Here is a 13,183-nt window from a genome sequence, read left to right as displayed (position 1 = left end):
GGCGGATGGCGAAGTACTTCGACGTGCACCCTGAGAACCCTCAGCCGCGCACCATCAGCAGCGTTGCCGACAGCATCCGCTCCGGCGCGCTCGTCGCGTACCCGACGGACTCCTGCTACGCCCTGGGCTGCCAGCTCGGCAACCGGGAAGGGCTCAGCCGGATCCGGTCGATCCGCGGTCTCGACGACCGGCACCACTTCACGCTGGTGTGCCAGAACTTCGCGCAGCTGGGGCAGTTCGTGCACGTCGACAACGACGTGTTCCGCGCGATCAAGGCGAGTACGCCCGGCAGTTACACCTTCATCCTGCCGGCGACGAAGGAGGTGCCGCGCCAACTGCTGCACCCCAAGAAGAAGACGGTCGGCGTCCGCATCCCCGAGCACGTCGTCACCCAGGCCCTGCTCGCCGACCTCGGGGAGCCGCTGCTGTCCAGCACCCTGCTCCTCCCGGACGAGAGCGAGCCGATGACGCAGGGCTGGGAGATCAAGGAACGGCTCGAACACGTGGTGGACGTCGTGGTCGACTCGGGCGACTGCGGGACCGAGCCGACCACGGTCATCGACTTCTCGGGCGGCGAGGCCGAGATCGTACGGCGCGGGGCCGGGGACACCAGCCGCTTCGAGTGACGGTGCCGGTGCGGTGTAGCGTCACCCTCGAACAAGGCGTCAGAGAAAGGGTGTTCGAGGCATGGCCGTCATCCACCGCACCACGTTGAGCCCCACGAAGCTGGAACTGCTCGCCTCGTGGCTGCCCGGCCGGTCCTGGTACCGGGCCACCGGGAGCGAGCCGCGGCTGAGCAAGGCCGGCGGCTTCCGGCTGGACGACCCGAAGGGGGAGGTCGGGATCGAGTTCATGGCGGTCACCGACGAGTCGGGGCCGGAGCCGGTGACGTACCTCGTGCCCCTCACCTACCGCGGAGCGCCCCTGGAGGGTGCGGAGGAGGCGCTCATCGGCACGTCCGAGCACGGGGTGCTGGGACGCCGGTGGATCTACGACGGGGCCCATGACCCGGTCCTGTTCGCCCAGTTGGCAGCCTTCCTCCGGGGCGAGGCGGAGCCGCAGGCCCAGAGCATGAGCGATACGCCCGACCCGACCGTCGCCGCCCACCTGGCCGGGAGCGTGCAGGTGCCCGTGCAGGCGCCGGAGGGGCTGCTGGTGGTGACGGACGGGCCGTCGACCACGGAGCTCCTCGTAGGGGGCGGCGCGGGCGGGCAGCTGACCCTCGGGATCCGGCGCGTGCTCCGGCCCGAACCGGAGACCCCCGCCGACGCGCCGCCCCTCGGGCACGTCACCGCAGGGTGGACGCTCCCGGACGGGCGAACGGCCCGGGGCCGGTACGCCGTCGTGCACGCGTAGGCCGTCGGCCGGGCGCCTCGGCGGACACGGCCAGGGCGGTGGTGAAATGCGGTGTAGGTGTGTTTCGTGTTCCCAGTGGGCAAGCGGGGGCATATGCCGACTCCTGCGATCCCCGATTCCGTCCGCGATCTCGTACACCTGGTACGCCACCGCCGGGAACCCGTGGTGGTGCAGGCGGTCCGCTCGACGGCCGCCGCCGTGGTCAGCTACGTCGTCGCCCTGGCCCTCAGCAGTGAGCCCGCCCCGCTGACCGCACCGCTCACCGCCCTGCTGGTGGTCCAGGTGACCCTGTACGCCACGCTCACCACCAGCATCAGGCGGGTGAACTCGGTGGTCGCGGGTGTCCTGGTCGCCGTCCTGTTCAGCACCCTCGTCGGGCTCACCTGGTGGAGCCTCGGGCTGGTCATCCTCGCTTCCCTGGCCGTCGGGCACCTCGTACGCGTCGACGAGTTCGTGCCCGAGGTCGCCATCAGCGCGATGCTGGTGCTCGGTGTGGCCCGGGTGGGCGAGACGGCCTGGGACCGGGTGCTGGAGACCCTGATCGGTGCCGTCGTCGGCTTCCTGTTCAACCTGCTCCTGACCCCGCCCGTGTGGACGGCGCCCGCCGGGGCCGCCATCACCGGCCTCGCCGCCCGGATGGGCGAGCTGCTGGGGCACATGCGCGACGGTCTCACCGGGCGCACCGGGAGCGCGGCCTTCCCCCAGGCGGCCGAGCGGCTGCACGAGGCGCGCCGCCTCGACCACGACATCGTGCAGGTGGACGCGGCCCTGCGGCAGGCCGAGGACAGCCTGCGGCTGAACCCGCGGGTGAAGGAGAGCCTGCTCCAGCGGGTGGTCCTGCGTACCGGCCTGGACACGCTGGAGATCTGCGCGGTGGTCCTGCGGGTGGCCTGCCGCACCCTGACCGACCTGGCGAAGGCGCGCCCGCACGGCTCCCTGTACCCCGAGCACATCGCGGTGGCACTGCACGCCCTGTTCACCCACCAGGCCACGGCCGTGGCCAGCTTCGCCACGCTGGTCACCGCACAGATCAGCGCGAACGCGGAGCAGGCCGAGGAGGACCTCGCCCGCGCCCTGGAGGCCGCCCGCACCGCCCGCGACCGGGTGGCCCACCTGCTCCTGGACGAGGTGCGGGGCGACCCCGCGCAATGGCAGCTGCACGGGGCGCTGCTGGCCGAGGTGGACCGGGTCCTGGACGAGCTTGGCGTGGAGAAGCGGACGGAACGCCTGGTGGAGGAGCTCGACCGGGCCCGGCCCCGTCCCGCGGGCGTGCTGGCCCGACTGACCCGGCGCTGACCCGGCGGCGACCGGCGCTGACCGGGCGGCCCTCACGACCTGCGCGCATGATGGAAGGGGAGATCTCCGTGCGCCCGGCCGAGGGAGGACACACATGAGTTCCCAGCGTTACGAGCTGATTTTTTCCGAGGGCCCCGAGGGGGGCGAGGACGTCGTCGTCGTGGCGCCCAACGGCCAGACGGGGCCGGGCGGCCATCCGGTCTACGAGGATGCGACCGGAATCGTCCGGGCGGAGATCAGCGACCAGGGGGAAGTGCGCATTTTGGCCTCCGGAGGCGCGCAGAGCCCGGCCAGGGTGGTGGGGGTCAAGGCCCTGCCCTGACCGTACGGCGCGTTGCTCCGTTCGAGTGCTCTTGGCCCCCCGTTCGGCCGCACAACCCGAGTGCATGATCATTATTTCGGTCCGCAGTCGCTTTGATGCTGGTATTCCAGCCGTGGGCGAACCGGGAGGGCTGCGTGGCCACGTCACCGACACCGACACCTACTTCGACGTCGACCTCGACGCGACGGAACAGGCTGTGGAGCGCGGTCGCCGCGGTGGCCGGGGCCGCGCTCGTCGTCGCCGCGGCCCCCGGCAGCCTGCCCGCACCCGATGTGCCCCGCTACTGGCCCACCGGCCAGGACGCGGCGGTGACGCTGCTGGTCGGCAGGGCCCTGGAGGAGGGCCGCGGCGGCGCCGTCGAGCGGTGCGCGGGGGAGGCGTACCGCGCAGGACGGTGCACCGGCTGGCGCGAGGAGCGGGTGCGGGCCACCGCGCGGGGAGCGGGCTCCGTCCAGCGCGGCCCCGCGTCCCGCAAGGCGGCGCAGGCGGGGCGCACGGTGGTGTTCCCCACCGATGCGGGCGGCCCGCTGGAGATCTCCCTCGCCGACCCGGGCCGGCTCACCGACGTCACCGTCCGCGACGGGCACGGGCGCTACGTGGGCGGCGAACTCGCCCCGAAGAGCCGGCAGTGGACCAACACCGAACCGCTGCGGGCCGGCGAGACCTACACCGTCCGCGTCGGCGCGCAGGACGCCTCCGGGACCCCGGTCGGGGTGACCATGGCGTTCCGCACCGCCCCGCCGCGGGAGCGGGACAGGCTCACGGTGGAGTTCGGGCCGCGGCCGGGGACGTACGGGGCGGGGCAGATCGTGACGGCCGCCCTGAGCCACCCGGTTCCGGCCGCCGACCGCGCGGCGCGGGCCCGGTTGGAGCGGTCCTTGGAGGTGACCTCGGAGCCCGCGGTGGAGGGCGCCTGGCACTGGGTCGACGACTCGACCCTGCACTACCGGCCCCGTACGTACTGGCCCGCCAACGCCGTGGTGCGCGTGCGCAGCGGTCTGGACGGGGTGCAGGTCGGCGACCACCGGTACGGAGGCCCGTCGGAACCCGTGCAGTTCACCGTCGGGGACCGGATCGAGGCGGTCACCGACGCGGCGGCGCACGAGATGACCGTCCGCCGCAACGGGCGCGTCCTGCGCACAATCCCGGTCACGACCGGCAAAGCGGGCTTCCGGACCCGCAGCGGCATCAAGGTCGTCCTGAGCAAGGAGTACCAGGTACGGATGCGGGGGGACAGCGTCGGCATCCAGCGCGGGACGAGCGAGTTCTACGACATGCCGGTCTTCTACGCGACGCGCGTGACGTGGAGCGGCGAGTACGTGCACGCCGCGCCCTGGTCGGTCGAATCGCAGGGCGAGGAGAACGTCAGCCACGGCTGCACCGGCATGAGCACCGCGGACGCCGCCTGGTTCTTCCGGACCGTACGGGAAGGCGACATCGTGGAGGTGGTGAACAGCGAGGGCGAGCGCATGGCGCCGTTCGACAACGGCTTCGGCGACTGGAACCTCGACTGGCGGGCCTGGCAGGCGGGCAGCGCCCTCAGCGCCGCGGTCGCCCCCGCCTCCGGCTCCCCGGCGTCCTCCCCCCGCAGCGCCGCTCGGCTGCGCCCCCTGACCTGACCGCCCCGTCCGCCGCCCGGCCCGCGGGGCGGTCAGGTGCCGGACGGGGACGGCCGGCCGGTGGGCGTCAGGGGGGCGGTCGGCATCCCGGCGCCCTCCCGCAGGCCCGCCAGGAACTCCTCGAAGGCCTCGACCGAGCTGCGCCGGGGCTGCCAGCCCAGCTCCTCCTGGGCGCGCGAGGCGTCCAGCAGGGGCAGCCGCAGCACCGCGTCGAACAGGTCGGGGGACGCCGGGACCAGCCGCATGCGCCACGCCGCGGCGATCCCTGCCCGCACGGCGGCGGTGGGCAGCCGGACGGGCTTGGCGGCGAAGATGCGGGCCAGGGTCGCGCCGTCCAGCGGCGGGCCCGCGGCGAGGTTGAACGCGCCGCGCACGGGGCGCAGCACCGCCTCGCGGTAGGCCGCCGCCGCGTCGTCGGTGTGGAGGGCCTGGAAGCGCAGGCCCTCCAGTTCGGGCACGAGGGGGATCAGCCCGGGGCGTACGAGGCTGCCGGGCAGCAGGCGGCCCGCGAAGATCCGGCGCTGCTCGGAGGCGGACTCCCGCTTGAAGAGGAAGGCGGGGCGCATCCGGACCACGCGGATGCCGGGGAAGACGGCCTCGTAGGCGTCGAGTACGCGTTCCAGGTAGGCCTTCTCGCGGCAGTACGCGGCTTGCGGCCAGCCGTGCGTGGGCCAGGACTCGTCCACCGGGCGGTGGCGGGGGCCGGGCGAGTACGCGCCGACGGACGAGGCGTGGACGAGGGCGGGCACCCCGGCGGCGGCCACGGCATCGAACACGCGGAGGGAGCCGAGGACATTGGTCTCCCAGGTCTCGGCGGGGCGGTGGGTGGGCTGGAACTTCCAGGCCAGGTGGACCACGGCGTCCGCTCCGTCGAACAGCGGGACCAGGTCCTGACCGCCGGGCTCGATGCTGACGGACCGCCAGTGCGTCTTCGGGGGCTGCCAGTTCGGTACCCGGCGCGCCAGTCCGGTGACGGAGGCCACCGCGGGGTGGTCGGCCAGGGCCTGGACCACGCTGGTGCCGACGTTGCCGGTGGCGCCGACGACCACCACGCGCAGGCCGTCTCCGGAGGGCTCTTCTGCGGCGGATCCTGGCACGGGCACCGGGCCGGGTGCGGGGGCGGAGGTCATGGCGGCGGCTCCGTTCAGGAGGGTGCCCCGAAGGGGCTGCGGTCGAGTTGGTCGAGCAGGTCGCGGGGGTGCCGGTACACGGCGCGGGCCCCCGCCTCCTCCAGGTCGCCGCGCGGGATGCCGCCGCAGAGCAGGCCGACGCAGGTGACGCCGGCCCGGGCTCCGGCCTTCATGTCCCACACCGTGTCGCCGACGAGGACGGAGTCCGGGGCGTCCGCCCCGGCGAGCTTGAGGGCGTGGTGGACGGGATCGGGGGCGGGCTTGCCGCGGTCGACGTCGTCGGAGCTCCCGCTGTCGGTGATCGCGTCGTCCGCCCCGATGGCCCGCTTCAGCGCCCCGAGTTCGGCGCCGCCCGCGGAGGTCACGAGGACGACCCGCCAGCCCCGCCCGTGGAGTGCGCGCAGCAGTTCGTCGGCGGCGTCGATGCGGGGCAGCCGGTCGAAGTACGTGCCGTACAGCGTGTCGTGCGCGGCCTTGAGCGCCTCGTCCTCGTCCTCGTCGCGCCCGTCGCCGAGCAGGTGGGCCAGCAGGTCCTCGCCCGGGAGGCCGATCGCGCGGTGGATGGCGTGCATGGGGACGTGCTGGCCGGCCTGCCGCAACGCCTCCCACCAGCACGTGACGTGCAGGTGGTTGGTGTCGGTGAGCGTCCCGTCGACGTCGAACAGGGCAGCGCGGGTCATGCCCGGTGTTCCGGTCCGCTGCCGTAGTACACCCCGATGACGCGGTGGTAGTCCGCGTCGCCGAGGTGCCTGTCCCTGACGAATTCGGGCGCGTGCTTGATCTGGTCGCGCGTGCGGTCGACCTGGATCTTCCGCTCCTCGGGGTCGATGCGGGAGACGGTGCCCGCCGGCAGGAGCACTTCCTTGCCGAAGATCCACGGGCCCGTGTCGACCACCAGGTAGGCGGCGCCGACCTCGTCGGAGTGCTTGTCCACCTTGCCGATGGCGCCGTCGACGGCCTCGACCTTGTACCCGGTCAGGTCGACCCCCTCCAGCCTGCCCGAGGTCTCACGGTATCCCCACAGATTGACGATCATGCGAGCGGCTCCTCTGTCCGGAATGACCGATGATGTTCACCGACGCACCTGCCCTGTCCAGCCTGCACTATGCCGCCCGCCAGGCCGGGAGGCCCGGCCGTGTCGGCGGCCGCGGCGGGGGTAGCCGCCCCTTGGAACGTCCCCCGAGCCAGGAAGGCCACCATGGGCACTCCCCCGCGCGATCCCGTACCCCCGAGTCCCACGCCCGCACCCGGTCCCGGCCCCGGGCCGCAGCCGGGCCCCCTGCCCGGACCGGTGCCCGCTCCCGGCGGCCCGGATCCGGTGCCGCCGGCGCCGCCGCAGCCCGAGCCGGACCCGCAGCCCGAGCCCGCGCCGCGGCCCGAGCCGCACCCCGAGCCGGGGCCGCTGCCCGGGCCGGTACCGGCGCCCGAACCGGTCACCTGACCGGCGGCGCCGGCCCGGGGGCCGGGCCCCGGTCCCCGGTCAGGCGCATGAAGGCCCGGGCATCGTGGACGGCCGCACCGCCCGTGTCGTTGTTGAAGTACGCGTAGACCTCGGCGTCCGGGGGCCAGGTCTCGGCGATGCGGGCGGCCCACGAGCGCAGGGCGGTCCTGCCGTACCGGGGGGCGGGGCGGGCCCGGCCCGCATGGAAGCGCACGTACCCCCAGTCGGCGGTGCGCCACAGCGGGGTGACCGGGCGCGAGTCCCGGTCCGCCCAGCACAGGGCCGCGGCCCGTTCGGTGAGGACCGCCTGCACGTCCGCGTTCCACCACGAGGCGTGCCGCGGCTCCACGGCCACCCGGGTGCCCGCGGGGAAGCAGCGCAGGCACCTGTCCAGCGCCTGCGGGTCCGCGTGCAGCGTGGGGGGAAGCTGGAGGAGGACGGGGCCCAGCCGCTCGGCGAGGGCGCTGCTGTGCTCCATGAGCCGGTGCACCGGCTCCTCCGGGTCACGGAGGCGTTTGATGTGGGTCAGGAAGCGGCTGGCCTTCACGGCCATGACGAAGCCGTCCGGGGTGCGCTCGCGCCAGGCCGCGAAGGTCCGCGGGTCGGGCAGCCGGTAGAAGGCGTTGTTGCTCTCCACGGTGCGGAAGTGGCGGGCGTACTCCTCCAGCCACAGCCGCTGCGGCCGGCCCTCGGGGTAGAGGAGCCCGGACCAGTCCCGGTACTGCCATCCGGAGGTTCCCACGTGCACGGGCATGGCTGCTACCCCGGGTCCGAGGCCGACGGCTCGTCGTACCCCAGGTCCTGTTCGATTTCCGCACGCAGCGCCCGCTCGCGGGGCGAGAGCTCGTCGCCGTCCATTCCGGCACCCGTTCTCCGATCGGAATCCGCCTGACCGGCGCGTACCCGGCCCGCTGCCGGGCAAGCGTGGCCCTGCTGCCCCGGCGGGTGCAGCGTGCACCCGCCCGGCTCCAACGGGTGCGTCCCGGGTTTCATGCGCGTACATTGCGGCAAGACGTCGCGCATGGTGCGAATCGGATACACGATGATGACCGAGCAGGCCGGACCGCGTGAGCTCGTGGAGCACGTCGTCGGCGCGGAGCGGGCGGGGTTCGACTTCTGTGTGACCTCCGACCACTACTTCCCGTGGCTGGAGGCGCAGGGGCACGCCCCGTACGCCTGGACCGTGCTCGGGGCGGCCGCGCAGGCCACCTCGACGATCCCGCTGATGACGTACGTGACCTGCCCCACCATGCGGTACCACCCTGCCGTGGTGGCCCAGAAGGCCGCGACGCTGCAGGAGCTGTCCGGGGGCCGCTTCCGGCTCGGCCTGGGGTCCGGGGAGCGTCTCAACGAGCACGTCGTCGGGCGCGGGTGGCCCGCCGCGCACGTCCGCCTGGAGATGCTGGAGGAGGCGGTGGGGATCATCCGGGCGCTGTTCGAGGGCGGGACGGTCAGCCACCACGGGCGCCATTTCGACGTGGAGAACGCCCGGCTGTGGGATCTTCCGGGGGAGCCTCCGCCGATCGGGGTGGCGGTGTCCGGGGAGCACTCGTGCGAGCTGGCGGGCCGGCTGGCCGATCTGGTGATCGCGATCGACCCCGAACGCGAGCTCCTGGAGGCCTTCGCCCGGGCCGGCGGGGCCGGAAAGCCCGCGGTGGGCCAGTTGGCGGTGTGCTACGACACGGACCGTGACGCCGCCGTCAAACGGGCCCACGAGCAGTTCCGCTGGTCGGCGCTGGGCTGGAAGGTCAATGCGGAACTGCCCGGTCCGGCCTCCTTCGAGCAGGCGTCCGAGCACGTCCGCCCGGAGGACGTCGCGCAGAGCATTCCGTGCGGCGACAACGTGGATGATTTCGTCGAGGCGGTGCGTCCGTACGTCGACGCGGGCTTCTCCGAGGTCGCCCTCGTCCAGGTGGGCGGCGGCCACCAGGAGCCGTTCCTGGAGTGGGCCGAATCCACGCTGCTCCCGGCCCTGCGCGCCCTGCGGCCGTCGTAGTCCGAGGTCCGAGGCCGGGACGAGCCGTCCGGCGCGTACGGCGCATCCCCGTCCGGAGCGCGTTAGGCTCGGACGGGGCGCAGGAGAGGGATGATGCTGATGTGTCGCTGGCTCGCCTACTCCGGTACGCCGATGCTTCTCGACGCGGTGCTGTACAAGCCGGAGCACTCACTGATCAATCAGAGTCTGCGTGCGCGGATGGGCGTCGAGTCGACCAACGGCGACGGTTTCGGCATCGGCTGGTACAGCGCCGACCCCGAGAGTGACGGTACGCCTGCGGTGTACCGTGACATCGGGCCGGCCTGGAACAACCGCAATCTGCGCGAACTGGCCTCGCACGTGCGCTCGCCGCTGTTCTTCGCGCACGTCCGCGCCTCCACCGGTTCGGCCATCCAGCAGACCAACTGCCACCCCTTCCGCCACGGCCGCTGGCTGTGGATGCACAACGGAGCGATCACCGATTTCCACCGCCTGCAGCGCGACCTCTGCATGGCCGTCGACCCGGCGCTGTTCCCGTGCATCGAGGGTTCGACGGACTCCGAGGTGATGTTCTACCTGGCCGTCACCTTCGGTCTGGACCAGGACCCGCCCGGGGCGGTCGCCCGGATGGTGGGTCTGGTGGAGCGGCTCGGCAAGGAGCACGGTGTCCCGGACCCCATGCAGATGACCGTGGCGGTCAGTGACGGCGCGCAGGTGTGGGCCTTCCGCTACTCCAGCGAGGGCAGGTCCCGCTCGCTCTTCTACAGCAGCCGGGCGGAGACCGTACGTCAGCTTTATCCCGAACTGCCGTACCTGCGCAAGGTGTCCGACGACACCCGGCTGGTCGTCTCCGAACCGCTGGGTGACCTCCCCGGTGTGTGGAACGAGCTGCCCGAGGCGAGCTACGCCGTCGTGCCCTCCGACGGCACGGTCGACTATCTGCCGTTCATTCCCGAACTGCCCTGAACCGTCCTGCACCTCCTGCGAAACTCCCGGGCCGGACCCCTGGCCAAATGGAGCAGGCGTACGCGAAGATCGCGGCCGCATACGCCACCACTCCATCACGGGAGACGTCTATGGCCCGCCGCACATCCCGCGGCCTGATGGCCGCGGCCACCACCACCGCGGCCCTGTTCGCCCTGGCCGGTCCGGTCTCGGCCCTGCCCTCGGGGGCGAGCTCCGAGGCGCCGCTGCCTCAGGCCCGCCTCTTCATGGTCAATCCGGTCCAGTCCTCCGGGGACCAGACGCTGACCGACGCGAAGGACGCCGCCGACGCCGTACCCGCGTCGGCGTACGCCACCGCGGCCCTGCGCAACCTCGACGGCAGCGGGTCGCTGTCGGGAAGGTGGGCGTACGTCCGTTCCGACACCGGCAGCTCCGCCAAGACCGCGGACGCGGGCGCCTACTCCCGTGCCGACGACCAGTTCGAGCAGGTCATGGCCTACTTCTGGGTGAACGAGGCCCAGGAGTACCTCCAGGGCCTCGGCTTCGGCAGCGAGCTGCCGGGGGCCAACGACCGCGCGCAGCCGGTCCGGATCAACCAGTACGGGGCGGACAACTCCTTCTTCACGGACAAGAAGGCCGAGATCCGCTTCGGCAAGGGCGGGGTGGACGACGCCGAGGACGCCGAGGTGATCGTCCACGAGTACGGCCACGCCGTGCACAACGCGCAGGTCCCCGGCTTCGGCACCTCTCCGGAGGCCGGTGCCATCGGCGAGGCCTTCGGGGACTACCTCGCGGTCGAGGTCGGCGCGCACGCGGACGAGGTCCACGGGTGGCAGCGCAGGACGGACCTCGCGTGTGTCGCCGACTGGGACTCGACCGGGTACAGCGCGGCTCCGCACTGCCTGCGCCGCATCGACGGCGACAAGGTGTACGCGGACCGGGTGGGCGAGGTGCACGCGGACGGTGAGATCTGGTCGCGGGCGCTGTTCGACATCCGCGGGGCCCTGGGCGCCCGGACCGCCGACCGGATCATCGTGAACGCGCAGTTCGGCTTCCGCCCCGACACGAGCTTCCAGGACGCGGCGCTGACGACCATCGCGACGGCCCAGCGCATGTACGGCAAGAGCGCAGCGGACGCGGTCCGCGCCGCGTTCCGGGCCCGCCAGATTCCCGGAGTCGGGTAACCACTGCATACGGTGTCGGTTCCGCGCCCGGTCGGGGGCCGGAACCGACACCGTGTCAAATCCGGCCAATTCCATGCCGATTCACCGGTGAGCGGACACGGATGTGCAGCCTTCGGACAACAGAAGGTCAAATCCTTGTTGCGCACCTGTCAATGATCGGCCACTTCCTGGCACTCTCTCCTGCACTGCCCCCCACGGCCAGCCAAGGAGATCGAGTGACCCCCCACCCCACGTCCTCAACCCCCACCTCCCACAGCCGCATCCACGTGCTGCGCACCGCCGCCCTCGTCGCTTCCGCCGCGATGGTCGCCCTCGCGGTGCAGAGCGGTCCCGCCCAGGCCTCCGCCGACCGTGAGGCCGGAGCCACGGCCGTCGCCCTGACGGGCTCGGCGCGCGCCTCCGCCATCGCGCAGGCCCAGACCGAGGCCGCGGACACCGCGAAGGCCATCGGCCTCGCCGGCGAGGAAGCGCTCGTGGTCCGGGACGTCGTCAAGGACGCGGACGGTACCGTCCACACCCGCTACGAGCGTACGTACGCCGGCCTGCCGGTCCTCGGCGGCGACCTGGTCGTGCACACCGGGAAGAACGGCGCCCGCTCCACCACCAAGGCGACCGCGGCACGGATATCGGTCGACACCAAGACCGCCTCGCTCGCCGCGCCCAAGGGCGCCCGCAAGGTCGTCTGGGCCGCCGGCGGGACGCCGGTGCTCGCCTGGGAGACCGTCACCGAAGGCGTCGGCCACGACGGTACGCCGAGCGAGCTGCACACCGTCACCGATGCCCGCAGCGGCAAGGTGCTCTACTCGTACGACGGGATCGAGACGGGCATCGGCAAGAGCGAGTACAGCGGCTCCGTCACCCTCGGCACGAAGGCCAACGGGTCCCAGTTCGAGCTGACCGACGACGCCCGCGGCGGCCACAAGACCTACGACCTGGCCGGCGGCACCAACGGCACCGGGTCGCTGTTCCTGGACGCCGACGACACCTGGGGGGACGGCACCCCCGCCAACCGGCAGACGGCCGCGGTCGACGCGCACTACGGTGCGGCCGTCACCTGGGACTTCTACAAGAACGAGCTGGGCCGCCTCGGCATCCGCGGCGACGGCGTCGCGGCGTACTCCCGCGTCCACTACGGGAACGCCTACGTCAACGCCTTCTGGTCCGACTCGTGCTTCTGCATGACCTATGGCGACGGAGCGAACAACACCAAGCCGCTGACCTCGCTCGACGTGGCCGGCCACGAGATGTCGCACGGTCTGACCGCCTCCACGGCGGGCCTGCGCTACAGCCGGGAGTCCGGCGGCCTCAACGAGGCGACCTCGGACATCCTCGGCACCGCGGTCGAGTTCTACGCGGCCAACGCCTCCGACCCCGGCGACTACCTCATCGGCGAGAAGATCGACATCCGCGGGAACGGCACGCCCCTGCGGTACATGGACAAGCCGAGCCGCGACGGTGCCTCCGCGGACTACTGGGACCGCAACGTCGGCCGCCTCGACGTCCACAACTCCTCCGGCCCGGCGAACCACTTCTTCTACCTGCTGTCCGAGGGCAGCGGCGCGAAGACCGTCAACGGCGTGAGCTACAACTCGCCCACCGCCGACGGCTCCACCGTCACCGGGGTCGGCCGGACCAAGGCGTACAAGATCTGGTACAAGGCGCTGTCCGTGTACATGACCTCCTCGACGGACTACGCGGGCGCCCGGACGGCGACCCTGCAGGCCGCCGCGGACCTGTACGGCTCCGGCAGCACCGAGTACCAGACGGTCGCCGCCGCCTGGACCGCGGTCAACGTGAAGTGATCCAGAACCGCCGTGTCGCGCCGCCCCTGCGGGCGGCGCTGGACGCGCTGCTGGAGGTGCGCGACCGCGTGCGCGACGTCATGCACCTCCAGATCGTGGCCTTCCCGCAGGAG

13 protein-coding genes are annotated in these 13,183 nt (G+C 72.6%); 9 read left to right on the top strand and 4 right to left on the bottom strand.

Annotated features, from left to right (window positions below; translation table 11 throughout):
- The first annotated feature begins 5 nt into the window (after positions 1-5).
- From AB0B01_RS15190 to AB0B01_RS15170, 5 genes are all read left to right on the top strand, one after another.
- Entirely contained in the window at positions 6-626 is a 621-nt protein-coding gene (locus AB0B01_RS15190) for an L-threonylcarbamoyladenylate synthase (protein ID WP_361717939.1), read from the top strand.
- Between the two features lie 61 nt (positions 627-687).
- On the top strand, positions 688-1,356 hold the full coding sequence (locus tag AB0B01_RS15185) for a 1,4-alpha-glucan branching protein (RefSeq protein WP_361717937.1): 669 nt from the start codon (positions 688-690) through the stop codon (positions 1,354-1,356).
- Between the two features lie 93 nt (positions 1,357-1,449).
- Positions 1,450-2,652 (top strand): aromatic acid exporter family protein, encoded by a 1,203-nt coding sequence (locus AB0B01_RS15180; RefSeq protein ID WP_361717934.1) that lies wholly within the window; start codon positions 1,450-1,452, stop codon positions 2,650-2,652.
- A 94-nt stretch (positions 2,653-2,746) separates the two neighbouring features.
- Positions 2,747-2,974, top strand: coding sequence for a DUF6296 family protein (locus tag AB0B01_RS15175; protein ID WP_361717931.1), 228 nt, complete (start codon positions 2,747-2,749; stop codon positions 2,972-2,974).
- Positions 2,975-3,189: 215 nt separating this feature from the next.
- Complete coding sequence (locus AB0B01_RS15170; protein WP_361717928.1) at positions 3,190-4,593, top strand: Ig-like domain-containing protein; 1,404 nt, start codon at positions 3,190-3,192, stop codon at positions 4,591-4,593.
- Positions 4,594-4,625: 32 nt separating this feature from the next.
- Here AB0B01_RS15170 and AB0B01_RS15165 read toward each other — a convergent pair whose 3' ends face one another.
- The 4 genes from AB0B01_RS15165 to AB0B01_RS15150 all read right to left on the bottom strand — a co-directional run bounded on the left by AB0B01_RS15165 (position 4,626) and on the right by AB0B01_RS15150 (position 7,918).
- Positions 4,626-5,723 (bottom strand): NAD-dependent epimerase/dehydratase family protein, encoded by a 1,098-nt coding sequence (locus tag AB0B01_RS15165; protein WP_361717925.1) that lies wholly within the window; start codon positions 5,721-5,723, stop codon positions 4,626-4,628.
- A 14-nt stretch (positions 5,724-5,737) separates the two neighbouring features.
- Positions 5,738-6,403, bottom strand: a complete 666-nt coding sequence (locus AB0B01_RS15160; RefSeq protein WP_361717922.1) for an HAD family hydrolase — start codon at positions 6,401-6,403, stop codon at positions 5,738-5,740.
- Positions 6,400-6,759 carry a PRC-barrel domain-containing protein gene (locus AB0B01_RS15155; RefSeq protein WP_361717919.1) on the bottom strand — a complete coding sequence of 120 codons (360 nt, stop codon included), beginning with the start codon at positions 6,757-6,759 and terminating at the stop codon, positions 6,400-6,402. The genes AB0B01_RS15160 and AB0B01_RS15155 overlap by 4 nt, the downstream gene beginning before the upstream one ends.
- Before the next feature lie 397 nt (positions 6,760-7,156).
- Positions 7,157-7,918, bottom strand: a complete 762-nt coding sequence (locus tag AB0B01_RS15150) for a DUF72 domain-containing protein (protein ID WP_361717916.1) — start codon at positions 7,916-7,918, stop codon at positions 7,157-7,159.
- Positions 7,919-8,185: 267 nt separating this feature from the next.
- Here AB0B01_RS15150 and AB0B01_RS15145 point away from each other — a divergent pair, with 267 nt between their 5' ends.
- From AB0B01_RS15145 to AB0B01_RS15130, 4 genes are all read left to right on the top strand, one after another.
- A complete protein-coding gene (locus AB0B01_RS15145; RefSeq protein WP_361717913.1) occupies positions 8,186-9,160 on the top strand; it encodes an LLM class F420-dependent oxidoreductase in 975 nt (324 codons plus the stop codon).
- 99 nt (positions 9,161-9,259) lie between these two features.
- Positions 9,260-10,105: a class II glutamine amidotransferase gene (locus AB0B01_RS15140; protein ID WP_361718183.1), complete on the top strand. Its 846-nt coding sequence runs from the start codon at positions 9,260-9,262 to the stop codon at positions 10,103-10,105.
- Between the two features lie 110 nt (positions 10,106-10,215).
- On the top strand, positions 10,216-11,268 hold the full coding sequence (locus tag AB0B01_RS15135) for a M4 family metallopeptidase (RefSeq protein ID WP_361717910.1): 1,053 nt from the start codon (positions 10,216-10,218) through the stop codon (positions 11,266-11,268).
- A gap of 302 nt (positions 11,269-11,570) precedes the next feature.
- Positions 11,571-13,070, top strand: a complete 1,500-nt coding sequence (locus tag AB0B01_RS15130) for a M4 family metallopeptidase (RefSeq protein ID WP_361718180.1) — start codon at positions 11,571-11,573, stop codon at positions 13,068-13,070.
- Positions 13,071-13,183 lie beyond the last annotated feature (113 nt).

The sequence above is a fragment of the Streptomyces sp. NPDC044571 genome, from assembly GCF_040647115.1.
Lineage (GTDB): Bacteria > Actinomycetota > Actinomycetes > Streptomycetales > Streptomycetaceae > Streptomyces.
Note: the sequence above shows the minus strand (reverse complement) of the source record. Positions and strands in the feature narration are given on the sequence as shown.

Excerpts from the sequence above, each read along its gene's own strand:
- AB0B01_RS15180 (WP_361717934.1), top strand. The coding sequence starts at position 1,450 with ATGCCGACTCCTGCGATCCCCGATTCCGTCCGCGATCTCGTACACCTG.
- AB0B01_RS15150 (WP_361717916.1), bottom strand. The coding sequence starts at position 7,918 with ATGCCCGTGCACGTGGGAACCTCCGGATGGCAGTACCGGGACTGGTCC.
- AB0B01_RS15135 (WP_361717910.1), top strand. The coding sequence starts at position 10,216 with ATGGCCCGCCGCACATCCCGCGGCCTGATGGCCGCGGCCACCACCACC.
- AB0B01_RS15130 (WP_361718180.1), top strand. The coding sequence starts at position 11,571 with ATGGTCGCCCTCGCGGTGCAGAGCGGTCCCGCCCAGGCCTCCGCCGAC.
- AB0B01_RS15155 (WP_361717919.1), bottom strand. The coding sequence starts at position 6,759 with ATGATCGTCAATCTGTGGGGATACCGTGAGACCTCGGGCAGGCTGGAG.
- AB0B01_RS15165 (WP_361717925.1), bottom strand. The coding sequence starts at position 5,723 with ATGACCTCCGCCCCCGCACCCGGCCCGGTGCCCGTGCCAGGATCCGCC.
- AB0B01_RS15160 (WP_361717922.1), bottom strand. The coding sequence starts at position 6,403 with ATGACCCGCGCTGCCCTGTTCGACGTCGACGGGACGCTCACCGACACC.
- AB0B01_RS15185 (WP_361717937.1), top strand. The coding sequence starts at position 688 with ATGGCCGTCATCCACCGCACCACGTTGAGCCCCACGAAGCTGGAACTG.
- AB0B01_RS15190 (WP_361717939.1), top strand. The coding sequence starts at position 6 with ATGGCGAAGTACTTCGACGTGCACCCTGAGAACCCTCAGCCGCGCACC.
- AB0B01_RS15145 (WP_361717913.1), top strand. The coding sequence starts at position 8,186 with ATGGTGCGAATCGGATACACGATGATGACCGAGCAGGCCGGACCGCGT.
- AB0B01_RS15140 (WP_361718183.1), top strand. The coding sequence starts at position 9,260 with ATGTGTCGCTGGCTCGCCTACTCCGGTACGCCGATGCTTCTCGACGCG.
- AB0B01_RS15175 (WP_361717931.1), top strand. The coding sequence starts at position 2,747 with ATGAGTTCCCAGCGTTACGAGCTGATTTTTTCCGAGGGCCCCGAGGGG.